The 19,530-nt window shown below is 72.8% G+C and carries 17 protein-coding genes; 8 read left to right on the top strand and 9 right to left on the bottom strand.

Translation table 11 applies throughout. The features are described 5' to 3' along the window. Positions 1-294 precede the first annotated feature (294 nt). The 5 genes from CTZ28_RS00160 to CTZ28_RS00140 are packed head-to-tail and all read left to right on the top strand — an operon-like array spanning position 295 to position 6,112. Positions 295-3,294 carry a sensor histidine kinase gene (locus tag CTZ28_RS00160; protein ID WP_121887590.1) on the top strand — a complete coding sequence of 1,000 codons (3,000 nt, stop codon included), beginning with the start codon at positions 295-297 and terminating at the stop codon, positions 3,292-3,294. Then, positions 3,291-3,794, top strand: coding sequence for a roadblock/LC7 domain-containing protein (locus tag CTZ28_RS00155; RefSeq protein ID WP_121887107.1), 504 nt, complete (start codon positions 3,291-3,293; stop codon positions 3,792-3,794). The genes CTZ28_RS00160 and CTZ28_RS00155 overlap by 4 nt, the downstream gene beginning before the upstream one ends. Further along, on the top strand, positions 3,791-4,210 hold the full coding sequence (locus tag CTZ28_RS00150; protein WP_121887106.1) for a DUF742 domain-containing protein: 420 nt from the start codon (positions 3,791-3,793) through the stop codon (positions 4,208-4,210). The genes CTZ28_RS00155 and CTZ28_RS00150 overlap by 4 nt, the downstream gene beginning before the upstream one ends. Further along, a complete protein-coding gene (locus CTZ28_RS00145) occupies positions 4,191-4,829 on the top strand; it encodes a GTP-binding protein (protein WP_121887105.1) in 639 nt (212 codons plus the stop codon). Before CTZ28_RS00150 ends, CTZ28_RS00145 begins: the two co-directional genes overlap by 20 nt. A gap of 29 nt (positions 4,830-4,858) precedes the next feature. Continuing rightward, positions 4,859-6,112, top strand: coding sequence for a styrene monooxygenase/indole monooxygenase family protein (locus CTZ28_RS00140; RefSeq protein ID WP_121887104.1), 1,254 nt, complete (start codon positions 4,859-4,861; stop codon positions 6,110-6,112). Positions 6,113-6,182: 70 nt separating this feature from the next. Here CTZ28_RS00140 and CTZ28_RS00135 read toward each other — a convergent pair whose 3' ends face one another. From CTZ28_RS00135 to CTZ28_RS00120, 4 genes are all read right to left on the bottom strand, one after another. Then, positions 6,183-7,250: a C40 family peptidase gene (locus CTZ28_RS00135; protein WP_121887103.1), complete on the bottom strand. Its 1,068-nt coding sequence runs from the start codon at positions 7,248-7,250 to the stop codon at positions 6,183-6,185. Positions 7,251-7,364: 114 nt separating this feature from the next. After that, positions 7,365-7,691: a hypothetical protein gene (locus CTZ28_RS00130; RefSeq protein ID WP_121887102.1), complete on the bottom strand. Its 327-nt coding sequence runs from the start codon at positions 7,689-7,691 to the stop codon at positions 7,365-7,367. Positions 7,692-7,701: 10 nt separating this feature from the next. Next, positions 7,702-8,355, bottom strand: coding sequence for a TetR/AcrR family transcriptional regulator (locus CTZ28_RS00125; protein WP_121887101.1), 654 nt, complete (start codon positions 8,353-8,355; stop codon positions 7,702-7,704). 64 nt (positions 8,356-8,419) lie between these two features. Then, positions 8,420-9,358 carry an AurF N-oxygenase family protein gene (locus tag CTZ28_RS00120; protein WP_121887100.1) on the bottom strand — a complete coding sequence of 313 codons (939 nt, stop codon included), beginning with the start codon at positions 9,356-9,358 and terminating at the stop codon, positions 8,420-8,422. A gap of 124 nt (positions 9,359-9,482) precedes the next feature. Here CTZ28_RS00120 and CTZ28_RS00115 point away from each other — a divergent pair, with 124 nt between their 5' ends. Then, positions 9,483-10,589, top strand: coding sequence for a ferritin-like domain-containing protein (locus tag CTZ28_RS00115; protein WP_121887099.1), 1,107 nt, complete (start codon positions 9,483-9,485; stop codon positions 10,587-10,589). 66 nt (positions 10,590-10,655) lie between these two features. Here the strand turns inward: CTZ28_RS00115 and CTZ28_RS00110 are convergent, their stop codons facing one another. From CTZ28_RS00110 to CTZ28_RS00100, 3 genes are read right to left on the bottom strand one after another with little or no spacing between them, the layout of a single operon-like run. After that, on the bottom strand, positions 10,656-12,113 hold the full coding sequence (locus CTZ28_RS00110) for a penicillin-binding transpeptidase domain-containing protein (RefSeq protein ID WP_121887098.1): 1,458 nt from the start codon (positions 12,111-12,113) through the stop codon (positions 10,656-10,658). Then, on the bottom strand, positions 12,110-13,471 hold the full coding sequence (locus CTZ28_RS00105; RefSeq protein ID WP_121887097.1) for an FtsW/RodA/SpoVE family cell cycle protein: 1,362 nt from the start codon (positions 13,469-13,471) through the stop codon (positions 12,110-12,112). Before CTZ28_RS00105 ends, CTZ28_RS00110 begins: the two co-directional genes overlap by 4 nt. 43 nt (positions 13,472-13,514) lie before the next feature. Next, positions 13,515-13,868, bottom strand: a complete 354-nt coding sequence (locus CTZ28_RS00100; RefSeq protein ID WP_121887096.1) for an SH3 domain-containing protein — start codon at positions 13,866-13,868, stop codon at positions 13,515-13,517. Positions 13,869-14,345: 477 nt separating this feature from the next. Here CTZ28_RS00100 and CTZ28_RS00095 point away from each other — a divergent pair, with 477 nt between their 5' ends. Further along, positions 14,346-15,149: a nuclease-related domain-containing protein gene (locus CTZ28_RS00095; RefSeq protein ID WP_121887095.1), complete on the top strand. Its 804-nt coding sequence runs from the start codon at positions 14,346-14,348 to the stop codon at positions 15,147-15,149. A 45-nt stretch (positions 15,150-15,194) separates the two neighbouring features. Here CTZ28_RS00095 and ligD read toward each other — a convergent pair whose 3' ends face one another. Continuing rightward, positions 15,195-16,076, bottom strand: a complete 882-nt coding sequence (gene ligD, locus CTZ28_RS00090) for a non-homologous end-joining DNA ligase (protein ID WP_121887094.1) — start codon at positions 16,074-16,076, stop codon at positions 15,195-15,197. A gap of 62 nt (positions 16,077-16,138) precedes the next feature. Between ligD and ku the strand changes: the two genes are divergently transcribed. After that, positions 16,139-17,215, top strand: a complete 1,077-nt coding sequence (gene ku / locus CTZ28_RS00085; RefSeq protein ID WP_183154191.1) for a non-homologous end joining protein Ku — start codon at positions 16,139-16,141, stop codon at positions 17,213-17,215. A 152-nt stretch (positions 17,216-17,367) separates the two neighbouring features. Here the strand turns inward: ku and CTZ28_RS00080 are convergent, their stop codons facing one another. Beyond that, entirely contained in the window at positions 17,368-19,512 is a 2,145-nt protein-coding gene (locus CTZ28_RS00080; protein WP_121887092.1) for a bifunctional serine/threonine-protein kinase/ABC transporter substrate-binding protein, read from the bottom strand. Positions 19,513-19,530 lie beyond the last annotated feature (18 nt).

Raw genomic sequence — 19,530 nt, 5'->3', positions numbered from 1 at the left:
CTGCGGGAAAGAGTGGCGGCGAATACTGCCAAACCCTGCCGCTCGCGTCCAACCGGCCCGCCGGACATCACTCCCGCGCTTGCCAAAGGAACTTGCCCGCCAACTCCCCTCCGAGGTTCACTCCTTCGGGTGGCGGGCCAGGTGATGCATGACGGCTGACCACCGGCACTGGGAGGGTCGGGACGGACCGTACCGGGTGTACACACCACCCCGGAATCGAGACGAGCATCGAGACAGCGGGGTGCCACCCGGACCCATGGGTACACGAGTTCAGGATTGCGAGCACCGGTGCAGATGAAGCGGCCTCGGCGCAAAGGCAGGCAGACGGCTCCCGAAGGGAGCGCCGAGCACACCCCCGTCGGCACCGGCCGTCCCACCCACGTACGCAACCGGCTGATCGTCGCCGTGGCCGTGGTGGCCGCGGCCGTCGCCGGGGCGGGTGCCCCGTCCCTGTTCACCGCATCCGGGCAGCTGAGCGACGCCCAGGAGCTGGTGACCCTCGCCGGACGCACCGAGAGCGCGCTGGCCCTCGCGCACGCGCTCGCCGACGAACGTGACGAGGTCACCTCCTACATCGCGGCCGGCCGGCCCGAGTCCAAGGCCCCCTCCGAGGACCGCGGCGCCCGCGTCGACCAGCAGGTCGAGGACCTGCGCGCCGACCCCGACACGCCCGCCGGGCTGCGCGCGGACCTCGACGACGTCGCCGGCGTCCGCCGGGCCGCGCTCACCGGCAAGAGCACCGCGCTGGAAGCCCACCTGACCTACAGCGCCACCATCACCGACCTGCACCGGCTGGCCGAGAAACTGGCCGAGCGCATGCCCGCGCGGGCGGGCTCCGGCGCCTACGCCCTCGCCGAGCTGGACTCCGCCGTCCAGCAGTCCGCCGCCGCCCGCGGGCTGCTCCTCGCGGCCCTGAACGTGCCGAGCACCACCCAGACGGTGATCGACCCCCTCACCGGGCTGCCCACGACGACCGCGGTCACCTCCGAGGCCGACAAGAAGCAGCGCGACGCCCTCACCACCGCCGCCCAGCAGGCCCGGCTGCGCGCCGACGCCGCCCTCGCCGACTTCCGCGACGGCGCCCCCAAGCCGGCCGTCACGACGTACGACTCCACGGTCACCGGCCCCGAGGTCAACTCCGCCGACAAGTACCTCGCCGCCCTCACCGACCAGCCGACCCTCTCCGACGGCGATCTGGCCACCGGCACCAAGAAGCTGGACGCCGCCCTGTCCGCGCGGGTCGACCTGATGCGGGGCGTGGAGTCCTCGCTCTACGACCGGCGCACCAAGGACCTGGAACGGCTGCGCGACGACGACGTCACCGCGCTGGAGATCCGCGTCGCCGCCCTGGGCGCCCTGCTGCTGATCACCATCGGCATCGCCACCGCGCTGGCCCGCACCCTCACCCGCCCGCTCTCGGTGCTGCGCCGCGGCTCGGCACGGCTGGCCGGGGCCGAGGACCCGGCGGCCGAGGAACCCATCACCTTCACCGGCCGCAACGACGAGTTCGCCCAGGCCGTGCGCTCCGTCAACGCCCTGCACACGCGGGCCGCCGCCCTGCACGCGCGCATCGCCACCCTGGAGGCCGACCGCAAGCACCTGGTCGGCCAGCGCCAGAAGATGGCCGACGCCCGGGAGGAGCTGCGGTCCGAACTCGCCGCCTCGCAGGTCAAGTTGGAGCAGCTGCGGGGCGGCGCCGGCGGTACGTTCGTGAACCTGGCGCTGCGCACGCTCGGCCTGGTCGAGCGGCAACTGGCGGTCATCGAGGGCCTGGAGGAGCGCGAGCAGGACCCCGACCGGCTGGCCACGCTGTTCAAGCTCGACCACTTCGCCACGGTGATGCGCAGGCACAGCGAGAACCTGCTGGTCCTCGCCGGTACCGAGCACGTCCAGAACCACCACGGCCCGGTGCCGCTGGTCGATGTGGTGCGGGCCGCGGTCAGCGAGATCGAGCGCTACGAGCGGGTCCGTATCGCCGCGCTGCCCCCGCACGCCCACGTCGCGGGCTTCGTGGCCGACGACCTCTCCCATCTGCTGGCCGAACTCCTGGAGAACGCCAGCTCGTTCTCGCCGCCGGAGCTGCCCGTCGAGATCTCCGGCTGGCTGCTGGAGAGCGGCGAGGTGATGCTCTCGGTGCAGGACGAGGGCATAGGCATGGCCACCGAGCGCCTGGAGCGGCTCAACGCCCGCCTCGCCGGCTTCGACCCGGACGCCGCGTACAGCCAGGAGGGCGAGGACGGTCTCGGGCTCGGCCTGTACGTCGTGGCCCGCCTCGCGCACCGGCACGGCGTCCGGGTGCAGTTGCGCGAGCAGAAGCAGGGCGGGGTGGCTGCGGTCGTGGTCGTCTCGCAGGATCTGCTGGCGAACGCTCCGGCGCAGGCCGTACCGTCCTCGGCGCACCCGGCCGGCGGCGCCCAGGCCGTGTCGCTGCCCGGCGCGGACGCCGAGGTCAACTCCAATGTGCTGCACGGCCGTGCGCCCGACGGCGACCCACTGGTCGCGCTCGCCGAGCAGGCCGTACGGGAATCCACCACCACGGACGCACCCACGGCCCTGGAGCACCGGAGTGGTGCGGCCGAGCATGCCGCGGCGCCGGAGGACTCGGCCGGGCAGGCGGTACGTGCGGCGGCGGGGGCGCACTGGGCCGGTCCGGGGGAGCGTACGGACGCGTCGGCGCACGGGGGTGGTGCGGCTGAGCATGCCGCGGCGCCGGAGCACCAGGCCGGTCCGGGCGAGCGGGTTGTTGCACCTGAGCACGGGGCCGGTGCGGCCGAGCACGCAGGGGCGCCGGAGCACCGGAGTGGTGCGGCCGAGTATGCCGCGGCGGCGGAGCCGATGGCGGGGGAGGCTGAGCGCGCGGACGCGCGGGCGTTCGGGACCGGTCCGGCCGGGCACGCCGCCGTGCCGGCGGAGACCCTCGCCGAGACCACGATGGAGCTGCTGGCGCCGGACCCGGCCGCCGTCGACGCCGCGACCGCCCCCGAGGGCGACACCGCCGGCGACGAGGCCGCCCACGAGCGCACGCCCGACGTGCTCACCGCCAAGGGCCTGCCCAAGCGGACCCCGAAGATCACCGCAACCGCCCCGGCTCCGCGCCGGCAGTCCGGGTCCGTGGACGCGGACGCCCTGCGCCGCAGGCTCGGCGGCTTCCGCAGCGGCGCCGAGGCCGGCCGCCGTGACGTCGCGGTGGAGATCGCGGAACAGACAGGCGAGACCAGCACCGCCGCGGCCCGGGCCGCGGAGCGCACCGCCGGAGAAACCACGGGGGGCACCGTCGAGGAGGCAAGCAGTTGACCGCGCCCAGTACCTTCGGACTGAGCAGTGAGGCCCGCAACCTGCACTGGCTGCTGACGAACCTGGTCGAGGAGGTGCCGGGCATCCAGTCCGTCGCGGTGGTCTCCTCCGACGGCCTGCTGCTCCTGTCCTCCGACCCCGGCCACGCCGCCGAGGCACGCGAGGCCGGCGAGACGCCGCGCGGCGGCCCGCGCGGCTCCGCCGCCGACCTTGCCACCGTCGTCTCCGGCATCGGCAGCCTCACCCTCGGCGCCGCCAAGCTGATGGACTCCGGCGGGGTCAAGCACACGATGGTCGCGATGGATGAGGGAAGCCTCTTCGTGATGTCGATCAGCGACGGCTCGCTGCTCGGCGTGCACGGCTCCGCGGACTGCGACATGACCGTGGTGTCGTACCACATGGCGCTCTTCGTGGGCCGGGCCGGACATGTGCTGACCCCCGAACTCCGCAGTGAGCTGCGAAAATCCATGGAGTCCAAGTCGACGGGGAGTCCCCGATGAGCAGTACTCCGAAGAAACTCCCGGTCCGCGGCGGCGACCGCAAACCCGCCCGGGTCCGCCCCTACTCGCTCACCGGCGGCCGCACCCGCTTCGGTCACGTCCTCCTCGTGGAGACGTTCGTGGCCAGCACGGAGGCTCTGGAGTCCCCGGAGGAGCGCAAAGAACTGACGAAGGGTAACCTCAGCACCCGGGTCATGCCGGAGATGCGGGCCATCGTCGAACTGTGCCGCCGCATGCGTACGGTGGCCGAGATCGCCGCGCTGCTGCAGATGCCGCTCGGTGTGGTCCGCGTGCTCCTGAGCGACCTCGCGGACCAAGGAAAGATCCGTGTGTACGGAACCGGAACCGATCACGGTGTCGGCCGGCCGGAACGCGCTCTGCTGGAAAGGGTGCTGAGTGGACTCCGTCGTCTCTGACGCCGTCGGCGTCACCCCCCTCGTCGTCGAGCCCGAGGAGGAGTTGAAGTCCTGGCAGACGGACCGCACCCGGGCCCCCGCAGCCACGAAGATCGTGGTGGCGGGCGGCTTCGGCGTCGGCAAGACCACACTGGTCACCGCCGTCTCGGAGATCACGCCGTTGCAGACCGAGGCGCTGATGACCGAGGCGAGCGAGGCCACCGACGACCTCTCCGCCACGCCGGGCAAGCTGACCACCACCGTGGCCATGGACTTCGGCCGCATGACACTCGACGACGACCTGGTGCTCTACCTGTTCGGCACGCCGGGCCAGCAGCGGTTCTGGTTCATGTGGGACGACCTGGTGCGGGGTGCCATCGGCGCCGTCGTCCTCGCCGACACCCGTCGGCTCAAGGACTGCTTCCCGGCGCTCGACTACTTCGAGAGCTGCGGGATGCCGTACGTGGTCGCGGTCAACCACTTCGACGGCAGTGAGCTGTTCGAGCCGCAGGACGTGCGGGAGGCGCTCAGCGTGCCCACGCACGTACCTGTCATGATCATGGATGCGCGGCGCCGGATATCGGTGATCGAGACCCTCCTCGCCCTCGTCGCCCACGCGCTTGAGGAAACCCCCGAGTAGGCCGTAGCCCTCCAGGAGGCACCAACCGCATGCGGAAGATACTCGTCGTCGGAGCCGGCCAGTCCGGGCTCCAGCTCGCCCTCGGACTCCAGTCCCATGGATACGAGGTCACCCTGATGTCGAACCGGACCGCGGACGAGATCCGCACCGGCCGGGTCATGTCGACGCAGTGCATGTTCCACACGGCACTGCAGCACGAGCGCGATCTCCAGCTGAACTTCTGGGAGTCCCAGGCCCCGAAGATCGAAGGACTCGGCGTCTCGGTCGCGGCCCCCGGCTCCTTCGACCCGGGACCCGCGCAGCGGGCCATCGACTGGGTGGGCAAGCTGGACGGGTACGCGCAGTCCGTCGACCAGCGGGTGAAGATGGCCGGCTGGATGGAGACGTTCGCGCAGCGCGGCGGCCAACTGGTCATCCACGGTGCGGCGGTCGGCGACCTCGACTTCTTCTCCCGCACCTACGACCTGGTGCTGGTCTCGGCGGGCAAGGGCGAGCTGGTGTCCATGTTCGCCCGCGACCCCGAGCGCTCGCCCTACAGCGAGCCGCAGCGCGCCCTGGCGGTGGCCTACGTCCACGGCCTCGGCCCGCGCCCGGAGCACCCGGAGTTCGACGCGGTCCGCTGCAACCTGGTCCCCGGGGTCGGCGAGCTGTTCATCATGCCCACCCTGACCACCTCCGGGCGCGCGGACATCCTGTTCTGGGAAGGCATACCCGGCGGCCCGGTCGACGCCTTCGCCGGCATCAAGGACCCGGGCGAGCACCTCTCCCTGACCCTGGAACTCATGGAGCGGTTCACGCCCTGGGAGCACGCGCGGGCCACGAAGGCGGAACTGACCGACGCGGGCGGTGTGCTGGCGGGTCGTTACGCGCCCACCGTGCGCAACCCCGTCGGGCGGCTCCCCGGCGGTGGTCTGGTCCTCGGCGTGGCGGACGTCGTCGTCGCCAACGACCCGATCACCGGGCAGGGCTCCAACTCGGCGTCCAAGTGCGCGGCGTCCTACCTCGCCTCGATCCTCGAACACGGCGAGAAGGAGTTCGACGAGGCCTGGATGCGGGCCACCTTCGACCGGTACTGGGACACGGCTCGGCATGTCACCAAGTGGACCAACGCGATGCTCGCGCCGCCGCCGGAGCATGTCCTGAACCTGATCGGGGCGGCCGGGCAGCTTCAGCCGGTCGCGGACCGGTTCGCGAACGGTTTCAACGATCCGGCCGACTTCGAGAACTTCTTCTTCGAGCGGGAGAAGTCGGAGGCGTACGTGGCTTCTGTGGGCGGGGCCTAGGCGCCGTGGGGGCTTGGGAGCGTGGGCGGCTGCGGGTGGTTTGTGGCTGGTCGCGCAGTTCCCCGCGCCCCTAGGGGGTTGCAGCTGAGGGGTTGGTTGGGGGGAGGGGCTTTGGGTCGGGGCGTACTGCTCCCAGGATGGGGTTGGCTGCGATCGGGGAGATCTTGACCTGGTCGCCGGGGCGTGGGGCCTGGACGACCTTGCCGTCTCCGAGGTACATCGCCACATGCGTGGCCTCGGGGAAGTAGACGACGAGGTCGCCCGGGCGCAGCTCGTTCAGCGGGACGTGCGGCAGCCGCGCCCACTGCTCCTGGCTGGTCCGCGGGATCGGCGTGCCGGCGTGCTGCCACGCCTGCGAGGTCAGCCCCGAGCAGTCGTACGACCCGGGCCCCTGCGCCCCCCACTGGTACGGCTTGCCGAGCTGCTCCATGGCGTAGCGCACGGCCAGGCTGCCCTGCTGGGACGGGGGCCGCGCGCTGCTGAGCGAGCCGGAGGCGACGAACTCGCGCTGTGCGTCGGCGATGCCCTTCTGCTCGAACCGGGCGAGCGCGGCGAGCTGGGCGGCGCTGAGCGAGTCGAGCAGCTTCTCGATGTCGGCGAGCCGGGTACGGACGACGTCCCGCTGCCGCTGCTGCCGCTCGGCGAGCAGGACCTGGCCGTCGAGGGCCTTGCGCGCCTTGTAAGCCAGGGCGTCCTGCTTCTTCTCGCTGCCTTCGAGCCGGTCCACCGTGTCCGCGCGCACCCGGGACAACTGCCCGATCACATGCCCCTCGTCCACCGCGCGCTGCGGATTTCGGGAGAGCAGCAGCCGTACGTACGGGGAGAGGCCGGTGCTGGCCTGGTACTGCTGCCGGGCGAGCCGCGCCGCGTCCTGGCGGCTGTCGTGCAGGGAGAGCCGGGCGCGGGCCAGCTCCCCGTCGAGCCGCTTGACCACGGCGCGCTGCCGTGCCAGCTGCACCGCGGTGGCGTTGTAGGTCTCGGTGGACTGTTCGGCCTGCCGGTACAGCATCTGAAGGTCCGTCAGCAGCTCGGTCACGGACCGCTGCGGTTTCGGCGCGGCCACGGCTGGTACGGGCGCGAGGGCGGCCTGGGCCGCGACCGCGGCCGTACCCACCAGGCGCAGCAACCTTTCTGACACGTCATCATCTCCGATGCGGGCGGGCGTTTTGTCATATCTTCGCCTCCGCATCGTGTGCATCAGAGGTGCGCGCGCGGTCCGCACGCCGAGCGTGCGCGGTTCGGCGCAACCGTGTCACCCGTCGGCGTCATCCGGCTGGTCCGACCGCGTGGTGTCCGCTCCGGCCGCCGACCGGGACCAGGGCCACCGGAGTCCGGCCCCGCCCTTCGCCCCCTTGCCGCCCGCGGCGTCGAACGTGTACTTCCAGCCCTGCACGAGTCCCAGGCGCTTGCTCTGGGCGCGGGGCGCGCGGCGGTAGACGAGGACGGTGGGCGGCCCGCCGTGCGCGTCCGGCACCGGGATGCGGTACGTCTTCGGCGGATGACCGGTGGGGCCCAGCAGCACCGGGAGCACGCGCCCGTCCATCGGCCCGCCCTCGAACGGGGTGTCCTGACTCTTCACGGCACCAGTGTCAGGCATCCTCGGCGAGCGCGGCGACGAGCGCCGCCGTCTGCGGGTCACGGCCCGCGGTCACCGTCAGGACGGCCACGAACTGCTCGACCAGCCAGTCGCGCAGCTCCTCGACGGGCGGCTGTCTGCCCTCGTCGAGCCAGATCAGCGAGGCCGCCTCCACGGCGGTGATCCACATCCGTACGGTCATCCGCAGCCGGGGGCCGGGGCCGGTGATGCCGAGGTGGTGGTAGATGTGCTCGGCGGCGGCCCGCCGGACGCCGTCCACGATCGCGGTCGTACGGCTGGTCTCGACCACGCTGCCGCCTTGCAGGAGCGCGCTGAAGCCGGTGGCGTGCTGGTCGACGAAGGCGATGTAGCGGTCGAGCGCGTGGGACAGACGGGCCAGCCGGGGACCCTCGCGGGGCTCGTCGAAGCACTGCTCCAGCTCTTCGGCGGCGGACCTGAGCGCGGCCTCGTACAGCTGCTGTTTGCCGCCGGGGAAGTACCGGTAGACCAGCGGGCGCGAGACCTCGGCCGCCTCCGCCACGTCGTCGAGGGACACCTCCTCGGGCGCGCGGTGCGCGAACAGCGACAGCGCGGCGTCGATGAGCTGACTGCGGCGTTCCTCGACGCTGAGCCGACGGTAGGCGGGGCCGGGGGCCTGCGGGGTCATGACCGGCAGCGTAACCGCTCCCGGCCGGGGGGTGACCGAGAGGCCTGTTCCCCCCGGCCGGTGCTCAGGCCAGCAGTCCCGACGACCGCCACAGCCGGCGGCCCGCGCCGCGCAGCACCCCGATGTCGTCCAGGAAATCCGTGAGGCGCCGGGCCCCGGTCTGCATCACCTCGCGGCGGTGGCCGCTGGCCTTCACCTGGGCCAGCGCCTCCCGCCTGTCCAGGCCCACGTTCCGGTACACCTCGGGGTTGACGAAGGCCACCGAGAACACCCGGGCGAACTCGCCGGAGGTGATCCGGGTGAACTCCTGGGACCACTTGGGGGCGGTCATCATCTGGCGGCGCAGCTCCTCGCGGGCGTAGCGCACGTGCCGGGCCTCCTCGACGACATGGATCCGGGTCACGCCCCGGATCAGCGGCTGGACCCGCTCGTCGGGGAAGGTCAGCCGCTGCATCCAGTCGAGTACCTCCTCGCCGAGCAGCGTCGCCGTGAAGGAGCCCGGCGTCGTCGAGATCGTCTTGAAGATCCGGCCCAGGGACCGGTGCGCGCGGCCCACCGGGTACCAGGGTGTGTCGCTGCGGGAGATCAGCCGGGCGAACATCTTGGAGTGCCGGCACTCGTCCTCGATCTCGGTCAGCGCGTAGCGCACATGGGCGCTGGTCGCCGCCTTGTCGTAGATGTGCCGGACCAGCAGCTGCATCAGGATGATCTCGAACCAGATGCCCAGCGAGGCGAGTGCCGCGGCCTCGTGCCGGGAGAGCAGGATCCGCTGTTCCTCGCTCATCCGCTGCCACAGCGGGGTGCCGTAGAGCGACACCAGCTCCGGCGGCCAGAACCACTTGCCCTCCTCGAAGGGCGCGTCCCAGTCCAGCTCCTTGTCGGGGTCGAAGGAGTGCCTGGCGGACGAGGCGAGCAGTCGTTCGGCCACCTGCTCCCGGTCCTTGAGCGGGCCGAGCGCGTCGCGCAGTCCGTCGAGCGCGTCGGCTTCCGGCAGAGTCGTCATGGCTCCGTCACCTCGTTACCCGGGGTAGGACCTCTCTCGCACTTATGAGACTGCTTGTCAGCAAGGCCGTCAATCCCCTGCGTCCGACTTGTTGGCCCGGCGTCCCCGTGTGAGCCTGCGAGACATGCCGATCCATGACGTGTACGCCAAGGACCCGGGAGATCCCCTCTGGCAGGTGCCCGCGACCGGCGCGGCCCGGTTCAGCTGGGAGTACGCGGACGGCCGTGACCGGCTGCTCGCCCTGTACCAGAAGGGCAAGGACAAGCAGTGGGACGGCATGCGGCGCATCGACTGGGACATCGAGGTCGATCCGTACGACGCGCTCGGCACACCCGACGAGGCGATGACCCTCTACGGGACGCCCCACTGGGCGAAGATGACCGAACGGGACAAGGGCGAGCTGCGGCGGCACTTCGCCTCCTGGCAGTTCAGCCAGTTCCTGCACGGCGAACAGGGCGCGATGATCTGCGCGGCGCGGATCGTGGAGTCGGTGCCCGACCTGGACGCCAAGTTCTACTCCGCGACCCAGACCATGGACGAGGCGCGGCACGCCGAGATCTACGGCCGGTTCCTGCACGAGAAGATCGGGCTCGTCTACCCGATCGACGACAACCTCCGCTCGCTCCTCGGCGACACGCTGCGCGACAGCCGCTGGGACATGCCGTACCTGGGCATGCAGGTGCTCATCGAGGGGCTCGCCCTCGCCGCGTTCGGCATGATCCGCGACACCACCGAGAAGCCGCTGCCGCGGCAGATCCTGGCGTACGTCATGCAGGACGAGGCGCGGCACGTCGCCTTCGGGCGGATGGCGCTGCGGGACCACTACCGGCAGCTCAGCGACGCCGAACTGCGCGAGCGCGAGGACTTCGTCATCGAGGGCTGCTATCTGATGCGGGACCGGCTGCGCGGGGTGGAGGTGCTGGAGAACTTCGGCATCCCCCGGGCGGAGGCGCTGGAGCTGAGCGAGCGCTCCGAGTTCCTCCGGCTGTTCCGCAAGCTCCTGTTCAGCCGCATCGTCCCCTGCGTCAAGGACATCGGCCTGTGGGGCCGGCGCCTCCAGCAGGCCTACGTCGACCTGGGCGTCCTGGACCTGGGTAACTCTGACCTCGACCGGCTCATGACCCAGGACGAGGAGATCGCCGAACGGCTGGACGCGGAGCGCTTCGCGGCGGAGGAACGGGCCCGGGTGGCGGAGATCGAGCAGACGATCGAGGAGGGCGCCGAGACCTGACGGCCCCGTCCCCCGCGCGCGTTGCCGCACAGGAACGCCGTCGACGGGGTGCGGGATCCCGCTGTCTCACAGCCCGAGCACCGCCCGCATCACCGCCCTGGCGATGGGCGCCGCGTCGCCGCCGCCGCTGATCTCGCCCCGGTCGGCCGAGGCGTCCTCCACCACCACCGCGACGGCCACCTTCGGCTCCAGCGCGGTGTCGGCCTTGGCCCAGGACACGAACCAGGCGTACGGCACGCCGGCGTTGCCGACGCCGTGCTGCGCGGTGCCCGTCTTGCCGCCCACGGTGGCACCGGGAATGGCCGCGTTGGTGCCGGTCCCGTCCTGGACCACACCGGTCATCAGCTCCTTCATCCGCAGGGCCGTCGCCGGGTTCATCGCCTGGCGGAACGCGCGGGGACCGGCGGTGCCCAGCGTCTCGCCGCCCTGGCGGGTGGTCCGCTCCACCAGGTACGGTGTGCGCACCTGCCCGCCGTTCGCGACGGCCGCCGCCACCATCGCCATCTGCAACGGCGTGGCCCGCGTGTTGTACTGGCCGATCGACGACAGCGCCAGCTGCGCCTTGTCCACCGAGGTGTCGAAGGTGCTCGGCGCGACCGAGAACGGGACCTTCAGCTCGGCGTCGTTGAAACCGAAGCCCTGCGCGGTGGCCACCATGTCCGCCACCCCGACGTCCACGCCCAGCTTCGCGAACACCGTGTTGCAGGACCACTCGAACGCGGCCCGCAGCGAGGCGTCCGCACAGCCCTCGCCCTCGTTCGTCAGGCGCGTCCGGGTGCCGGGCAGCGTGTACGGGTCGGGGGAGTCCGTCGGCCGGTCCAGGTCCGTGATCAGGCCGGCGTCCAGCGCCGCCGCCGCGGTGACCACCTTGAAGGTGGAACCCGGCGGATAGGTCTGCCGCACGGCCCGGTTGAGCATCGGCTGGTCCGGGTCCCGGTTGAGCCGGGACCAGGCCGACGTCACCGACGCGCCGTTCCCGGACAGCACGGCCGGGTCGTACGACGGGCTGGACACCAGCGCCAGGATCCGGCCGGTCGACGGCTCCACGGCGGCCACCGCGCCCTTGCGCCGGCCGAGCCCCCGGTACGCCGCCTCCTGCGCGGCCCGGTCGAGGGTGGTGACGACGTTCCCGGGCTGGTTCCGCGCCCGGGTGACGTCGTTCCACAGCGGGAACGGCGACAGCAGCGGATCGGAGCCCGAGAGGATGCCGTCCTCCGCGTGCTCCAGGAACGTCGTCCCGTACACCTGCGAGGCGAAGCCGGTGACCGGGGCGTACAACGGGCCGTTCGCGTACGTCCGTTCGTGGCGCAGCTGCTCGCCGGTGTCCCGGGAGCCCGTCACCCGGGCGCCCTCGACCAGGATGTCGCCGCGCGGCTGGCCGAAACGGGCGATCGTGCCACGGCGGTTGGCCGGGTTGTCGTCGTAGCCGGGCCCCTCGACGACCTGCACCCGGGCGGCGTTCACCAGGAGCGCCGCGAGCAGCAGCACGCAGAACACGGCGGCGTGCCGGATGTGCCGGGTCATCGTTCCGCCTCCGGGTCGTCCTGGTGCCGGGCCGAGTCGCTGACCCGGATGAGCAGTGCGGTGATCGTCCAGTTGGTGGCGACCGAGGAGCCGCCCTGCGCCAGGAACGGCATCGCCATGCCGGTCAGTGGGATCAGCCCGGTCACCCCGCCCGCGATGACGAACACCTGGAGCGCCACGAGCGAGGCCAGGCCGATGGCGAGGAGCCGGCCGAACGGGTCGCGCAGGGCGAGGCCGGCCCGGTAACCGCGCTCCACGAGCAGCCCGTACAGCAGGAAGATCGCCGACAGCCCGGCGAGCCCCAGCTCCTCGCCCGCCGTCGCCAGGATGAAGTCCGACTTGGCCGCGAAGCCGATCAGGACGGAGTGGCCGAGGCCCAGGCCGCTGCCGAGGACACCGCCCGCGGCGAAGGCGAACAGGGACTGCGCGAGCTGGTTGGGGCCCTGGCCGGCCTCGATCGTGGCGAACGGGTCCTGCCAGTCCTCGACCCTGGTGTGCACGTGCGGCTCCAGCCAGCCGACCGCGACCGCGCCGAACGCGGCGAGCAGTAATCCCAGCGCGATCCAGCCGGTGCGGCCGGTGGCGATGTACAGCAGGATCACGAACAGGCCGAAGAACAGCAGCGAGGTGCCGAGGTCGCGCTCCAGGACCAGGACGCCGACGCTGATCAGCCAGACGGTGACGATCGGGCCGAGGACCCGGCCGGTGGGCAGCTGCACGCACCAGACGCGGCGGCCCGCGTAGGCGAGCGCGTTGCGGTTGGCGGCCAGATAGGCGGCGAAGAACACCGCGAGCAGCACCTTCGCGAACTCGCCCGGCTGGATGGAGAATCCGGAGATCCGGACCCAGATGCGGGCGCCGTTCACCGCGGGGAACAGGATCGGCAGCATCAGCAGGCCGAGGGCGGCGGCGCCGCTGACGTAGGCGTACCGCTGGAGCACCCGGTGGTCGCGCAGCAGCAGGACGACCACGATGAACAGCCCCACGCCGAGCGTGGACCACACGAGCTGGGCGGGCGCCGCCCGGTCGCCGGGCGTCTCCAGGTCGAGCCGGTAGATCAGCACCAGGCCGAGGCCGTTGAGCAGCACACCGATCGGCAGCAGCAGGCAGTCGGCGCCGGGGGCCCGGAGCCGGACCGCCACATGCGCGAGCAGGGCGAGCACGCCGAGCCCGGCGCCGTAGCCGACGGCGCCGGGCGGGACGGCACCGGTGCGCGCGAGGCCGACGGCGCAGTAGCCGTATACGGACAGCAGGACGGCCAGCACGATGAGCGCGAGCTCGATGCCACGGCGCCGGGGGAGCGGTACGACGGGGGTGGGGGTCTCCGTCGCTGCCACGGCGGTTCCGGCCTTCGTCATGTCCGGAACCTACCCAAACAGGGGGCCTTGCGGGCCTTCGTGGTCAGCACCAGCGTGGCGCGGGCCCGATGTTGTCGATGTACCGGGCCGAGGCCCAGGCCCAGGAGCCGTCCGCGAGGAGGTACCACAGGGGGTTGCCGTTCACGTTGTCGCCGTAGACCGTGCAGGAGATCGAGACGATCTCGCCGTGCCGGGCGAAGCCGATCCGGTTGCTGCTGCGGTCCGGCCGGTCGTGCAGCCACAGGCCGCTGGCCGCGGTGACCACGCCCTGGTAGCGGCCGTCGTCCTCACCGCCACGGGGCGTCGCGGCGGCGGGCGCACTGGAGAACAGGCCGACCAGGGCGCCGGATGCGGCGGCCATGGCAACACCACGGGCGAGGACGGAACGCAGGGTCATGGGAGACCTCCAGGGAGAGAAAAGGGGCGAAGTGAACCACTCGCCACGCTAGGAGCGCCGCTCCCGACCGGCGCGCCACACTGACCCAACAGAACCAATCCCCCGCCCCCGAGCCCTGACGCACCCGCCAGGGGCGCGGGGAACGGCGCGCTCGACCCCCCGAGCCCTGACGCGCCCGGTAGGGGCGCGGGGAACTGCGCGCGCGACCCAATTCGACCCGCACCCCGCAATCAACACGCACCCCCGAGCTCTCACGCACGACCGCACCCCAATCCCACCCGCGCCCGAAGGGGGCGCGGGGAACTGCGCGCTCAGCCCAATCGAACCCGCACCCCGCAATCAACCCGCACCCCCGACCCCTCACGCCCCCGAACCGCAAGCGCACGCGCCCACGTACGGCTGTTCAACCCGTCACGAATGAGACGGGGTTGCCCCCGGAGCGCGGAGCCTGTTCCCATGGTCGAGGGGTGATGGCGTATGAGCGGACTGCGCGTGGTGCCGGACCACAGGCACGGCCGGGAGCGACTGTTCGTCTGCCTCGTGGACGGCAGAAACGTCGCCTGGTACGACCGCGAGGCGGCCCGGGTCAACCTGCTCAGCGAGGACCGCAGGGAGGACGTGCTGGAGGCACTGGGCCCCTTCCTGACGGGCCCGGTGGCCGTGGGCCCGCCCCCCGCCCCGACACCCGCCGAGCTGGCCCGGCTCTCCCTGCACCCGGACGACGACCTGGCCCCCAACCGCCCCGGCGAGGCGCTGCTGGTGGCCCTCGACCGGGATCCAGGCCCGGCCCGCCGGCTGCGGCCGGACCAGCGGCGCCGGGCGCTGCTGGCCGAGCAGACCGTCGGCGAGGCCCTGGACCAGCTGGACGGAGCGGGCTGGCACACCCTGCACTCGATCCCGCTGCCGGGCGGCGACCGCCTGCACCACCTGCTGATCGGCCCCGGCGGACTCTTCGCCCTGCACACCCTGTACGCCCGCAGACAGCGTGTCCTGGTGACCGACCCACTGGTCGCGCTGGGCCGCCGCGAGGCGCACCCGCTGCTGCGCCGGGTCCGCGCCGACGCCGACCGGGCCTCCTACGCCCTGACGGCCGAGGTCCGCCCGGTCCTCGCCCTGGTGGGCGCCACGGAGGTCACCGTCACCGTCCCGCCGCGTGAGCTGCGCGTCGTACGGGACACGGACGTGGCGGCGCTGTCCCGGCTGGGCGCGGTGCTCAAGCCGGCGGACGTGGAGGCCCTGCACGCGATGGCCCGCGACCGGAACACCTGGCTGCGGGTGTGAGGCCCCGAGCGCGGCAGGCCGCCCGACGCGCCCCGTCAGGTCCCGTCAGGGCAGTTCCGCCGCGTGCGTGCCGGCCAGGAGCGGCGACATGAGATCGCCGTAGTCCTGCAGCCGCGCCCCCATGTCCTGGGCGCGGAACACCAGCTGTCCCGCCTCCCGGCACTCCGCCAGCTCCGCCCAGGTGACCGGCGCGGACACCGTCGGCTCGGCCCGGGCGCGCAGCGTGTAGGGCGCGGCCGTCGTCTTCCGCGCGGCGTTCTGGCTCCAGTCCACGAACACCTTCCCCGGCCGCAGGCTCCGGGTCATCCGGTGCACCACCAGCCGCGGCAGCGCCCGTTCCGCCGCCACGGCCACCCCCTTCGCATACTCCGAGGCCCGCTCCGAGGAGGCCCCGCGCACCGCGGCCAGCAGATGCAGCCCCTTCGCGCCGGACGTCTTCGCGTACGCCTCGATCCCGTCCGCCGCCAGCCGCTCCCGCAGCCACAGCGCGACCTCGCAGCAGTGCACCACTGTCGCCGGGGCCCCGGGGTCGAGGTCGAAGACCAGCCGGTCGGCCTCCTCGGGCGCCCCGGTCACCCACTGGGGCGTGTGGAACTCGGTGACGAGGTTCGCCGCCCACATCAGCGAGGCCAGATCCTGCACCAGCACCATCCGCGTCGGCCCCTCCGCCCGGGGCACCTCGGCGGTCGTGACCCACTCGGGCGTACCCGGCGGCACGTTCTTGGTGAAGAACACCTGACCGTCCGGCCCGTCCGGATAGCGCAGGAACGACACCGGCCGGTCACGGAGGTGGGGGAGCAGCGCACCGGACGTGGTCGCGTAGTAGTGCAGCAGCTCGCCCTTGGTGAAGCCGGTCGCCGGATACAGCACCTTCTCCAGGTTGCTGAGCGCGACCCGTCGCCCCTCCACCTCTGTGATCGGCGTCATACGATGACAATCCCAGATATTCACGGATACATCACTGCGAACCGTAGGGAAGGGTGTGGAACGTGCGATCCATATGGAACGGCGCCATCTCCTTCGGCCTCGTCAGCATCCCGATCAAGCTGGTCAACGCCACCGAGAGCCACTCGATCTCCTTCCGCCAGATCCACACCGAGGACGGCGGCCGCATCCGGTACCGCAAGTTCTGCGAGCTGGAGGACCGCGAGGTGAGCGGCGCGGAGATCGGCAAGGCGTACGAGGACGCGGACGGCACGATGATCCAGATCTCCGACGACGACCTTGCCCATCTCCCGATCCCGACCGCGCGCACGATCGAGATCGTGGCCTTCGTCCCGGCCGACCGGATCGATCCGCTCCAGATGGGTGCCGCGTACTACCTCGCGGCCGGCGGCGCCGCTGCGGCCAAGCCCTACACCCTGCTGCGCGAGGCGCTCAAGCGCAGCAACAAGGTCGCCATCGCCAAGTACGCGCTGCGCGGCCGGGAGCGGCTCGGCATGCTGCGGGTGGTGGGCGACGCCATCGCCATGCACGGCCTGCTGTGGCCGGACGAGGTCCGGGCCCCCGAGGGGGTCGCGCCGGACACGGACGTCACGGTCCGCGACAAGGAACTCGACCTCGCGGACGCCCTGATGGACACCCTCGGCGAGGTCGACCTGGCCGATCTGCACGACGAGTACCAGGACGCCCTGGAGGAGGTCATCGCCGCGAAGGCGGCCGGCGAGGAGCCCCCGGAGGCGCCCGGTCCGGCCCCGGGCGGCAAGGTGCTTGACCTGATGGCCGCGCTGGAGAACAGCGTCCGGGCCGCCAAGGAGTCCCGCGGTGAGGAGGCGGAGCCGGGGGAGGAGGCCGGGGCGGCGGAGCACGCCGAGGTCACCTCGCTGCCGCGGCGCAGGCCCGCGGCCCCGGAGGGGGAGACGGGCGGCCGGAGGACGACGGCCGGGGCGAAGAAGACGGCGGCGAAGAAGACCACGGCCGGCGCGGCGAAGACGGCCAAGTCCGCCCAGGCCAAGAAGGCGGCGGCGAAGTCGACCGCGAAGTCCGCCGACCGGACGGCCGCGAAGAAGACCGCCAAGAAGACGGCGGCCAAGAAGTCCGCAGCATCCCGCAAACGCACCGCCTGAACGCGTCCACGGGCGGACCGCCGGACCCCGTGGGCCACTGCCCGGGCAGTGCGGACGTACGCGGGGAACTGCGCCACCATCGTGGCTGGTCGCGCAGTTCCCCGCGCCCCTTCAGGGCGCTGCCGGACCGCAGCGGACTTCACCGGACCCGCTCAGACGTCCTGGTACTGCCCGAGGAACATCGGCGCCCCGTCCGTCACCCGCCACAGGAACAGCCCCGGGTTCATCTGTACGACGCCGGTGTCCGACCGGAAGACGATGGTCCTGGTGACACCCCGGTACGACAGCGACCGCAACCGGTGGACCAGGGTCCCGGTGTCCACCGGACCCGTCCCGACCACGGTCAGGGCGAACGCGACGAGTCCGGCCACGTCGTACGCCTCCGCCGCGCCCCGCGCCGCCTCGTGGACGCCGTACCGCCGCCGGTACGAACGGACGAACCCGGCGGCCGGCTCCAGGCGCGCCGGATCCACGAACGTCGCCGAGAAGACCCACCCCTCGGCCGCCGCGCCCGCCGCGTCCAGGAACACGGGGTCGAGGACCGGCTCGGTCGCGGCGGCCGTACCGGTGAACCCGGCCGCCCGCAGCGCGCGGGCGCAGGCGGCGGCCCGCCGCGGCGAACCGCCGCAGTAGACCACGGCCTCGGCCCGCGCCGCCCGGGCGGCGACGGCGCCGAAGTCGTCGGTGTCCGCGGCCACCGGGTACCGGGTGACCGACCCGCCGGACGGCGGAGCCGCCGTCAGCGACTTGGCGATCAGCCAGCTGTAGTCGCGGGTGGCCCGGTCGTCGATCAGCGCGGTACGGGTGACCGGCTCGACGCTGGTGAGATAGCGGACGAGTGGCGCGTCGACCGTGCTGTCCGCCGGCCGGACCTGGAACACGCCCGGCTCCGTCACCGACGCCGTGTTGTACAGGGCGTCGGTGCCCGCCCACGCGGTCACCATCGGCACGGGCGCCCTGTTGTAGGTGTCCCGGACCGCGAGCGCGGTGGCGTCGGACGTCGGTCCGACCACCGCGCACACCCTCCCGTCCGCGACGAGCCGCCGGGCCAGTTTCCCGGCCCGGTCCGGGTCCCCCCGGTCGTCGAGGACGGTGAGGGCCAGGTCGAAGCCGCGGTCGGCGCGTGTGTTGTGCTGCTCGACCGCGAGCCGCGCACCCCGCTCGACGGCGGTGCCCAGCGCCCGGCCCGGACCCGTCAGATCGGCCTGCACGGCGATCGTGCGGGCGGGCCGGGGGCCGGCCGGCTCATCGGTGGACCCCGTGCGGCGTCCGCTGACGAGCCAGGCGCCGCCGCCCGCGGCCAGGACGCCCGCCGCGGCGCCCAGCGTCAGGAGACGGCGGCGGCCGGGCGCGCTCCGCTCCTCCGGTGCCGTCCCCGCCGCTGCCGTGTCGGCCGGCGCGGCACGTTCCCGCTCCGGCAGGTTCAGCACCTCGGCCGACCGTTCGGCGATGACCGCGGGCAGACCGGGCGGCAACCAGTCGTCCGACGCGAAGTCCCCGAGGGCCGCGCGCAGTTCGGGCACGGTCGGGCGGCCGGCCGGATCCTTGGCGAGACAGCGGGCGATCAGCGCGCGCAGCGCCTCGTCCGGTACGCCGTCGAGATCGGGTGCCTCGTGGATGGTGCGGTACAGCACCCCCGCCGCCCCGCCGGCACCGAACGGCGGCCGCCCGCTCGCCGCGTAGCCGAGCAGACAGCCCAGCGAGAAGACGTCGCTCGGCGCACCCACCCCCTCCTCGCGGACCCTGGCCTGCTCCGGCGAGAGATAGCCGGGCGTACCGACGATCACGTCCGTCGCGGTCAGCGCGGTGGCGCCGCTCGCGCGGGCGATACCGAAGTCGATCAGCCGGGGGCCGTCCAGCGCGAGCAGCACGTTCCCCGGTTTGACGTCGCGGTGGACGAGCCCGGCCGCGTGGACCGCGGCGAGCGCGTCCGCGAGCCGGGCACCCAGCGCCCGCACCGCGCCCGGGGGCAGCGGCCCGTGCCCGCCGACGATCTCGGCGAGCGAGGGACCGGGGACGAAGACGGTGGCGAGCCAGGGCTCGGGGGCCTCCGGATCGGCGGCCGTCACGGGCGTCGTCCACCGGCCGTCGACCCGGGCGGCGGCAGCGGCCTCGCGGTGGAACCGGGCCCGGAACCCGGCATCGGCGGCGTGCTCCGCGCGGATCACCTTGACGGCGGCCAGGGCGCCGCCCGCGGAGCGCCCCAGATACACCACGCCCATGCCGCCCGCCCCGATCCGGGCCAGCAGCCGGTACCCGCCGATCGACTCCGGGTCCGCGCCGGTCAGCGGCCGCATCGCCGCCCGCCGCCCGGC

It is taken from the genome of Streptomyces shenzhenensis (assembly GCF_003688995.1).
GTDB classification, from domain to species: domain Bacteria; phylum Actinomycetota; class Actinomycetes; order Streptomycetales; family Streptomycetaceae; genus Streptomyces; species Streptomyces shenzhenensis_A.
This window is presented reverse-complemented; position numbering and strand designations above follow the sequence as displayed.

Coding starts and splice junctions, on each gene's coding strand:
- CTZ28_RS00100 (WP_121887096.1), bottom strand. CDS start 13,868: ATGACCCTGCGTTCCGTCCTCGCCCGTGGTGTTGCCATGGCCGCCGCA.
- CTZ28_RS00080 (WP_121887092.1), bottom strand. CDS start 19,512: ATGCGGCCGCTGACCGGCGCGGACCCGGAGTCGATCGGCGGGTACCGG.
- CTZ28_RS00110 (WP_121887098.1), bottom strand. CDS start 12,113: ATGACCCGGCACATCCGGCACGCCGCCGTGTTCTGCGTGCTGCTGCTC.
- CTZ28_RS00115 (WP_121887099.1), top strand. CDS start 9,483: ATGCCGATCCATGACGTGTACGCCAAGGACCCGGGAGATCCCCTCTGG.
- ligD (WP_121887094.1), bottom strand. CDS start 16,076: ATGACGCCGATCACAGAGGTGGAGGGGCGACGGGTCGCGCTCAGCAAC.
- CTZ28_RS00095 (WP_121887095.1), top strand. CDS start 14,346: ATGAGCGGACTGCGCGTGGTGCCGGACCACAGGCACGGCCGGGAGCGA.
- CTZ28_RS00150 (WP_121887106.1), top strand. CDS start 3,791: ATGAGCAGTACTCCGAAGAAACTCCCGGTCCGCGGCGGCGACCGCAAA.
- CTZ28_RS00120 (WP_121887100.1), bottom strand. CDS start 9,358: ATGACGACTCTGCCGGAAGCCGACGCGCTCGACGGACTGCGCGACGCG.
- CTZ28_RS00105 (WP_121887097.1), bottom strand. CDS start 13,471: ATGACGAAGGCCGGAACCGCCGTGGCAGCGACGGAGACCCCCACCCCC.
- CTZ28_RS00140 (WP_121887104.1), top strand. CDS start 4,859: ATGCGGAAGATACTCGTCGTCGGAGCCGGCCAGTCCGGGCTCCAGCTC.
- CTZ28_RS00125 (WP_121887101.1), bottom strand. CDS start 8,355: ATGACCCCGCAGGCCCCCGGCCCCGCCTACCGTCGGCTCAGCGTCGAG.
- CTZ28_RS00160 (WP_121887590.1), top strand. CDS start 295: ATGAAGCGGCCTCGGCGCAAAGGCAGGCAGACGGCTCCCGAAGGGAGC.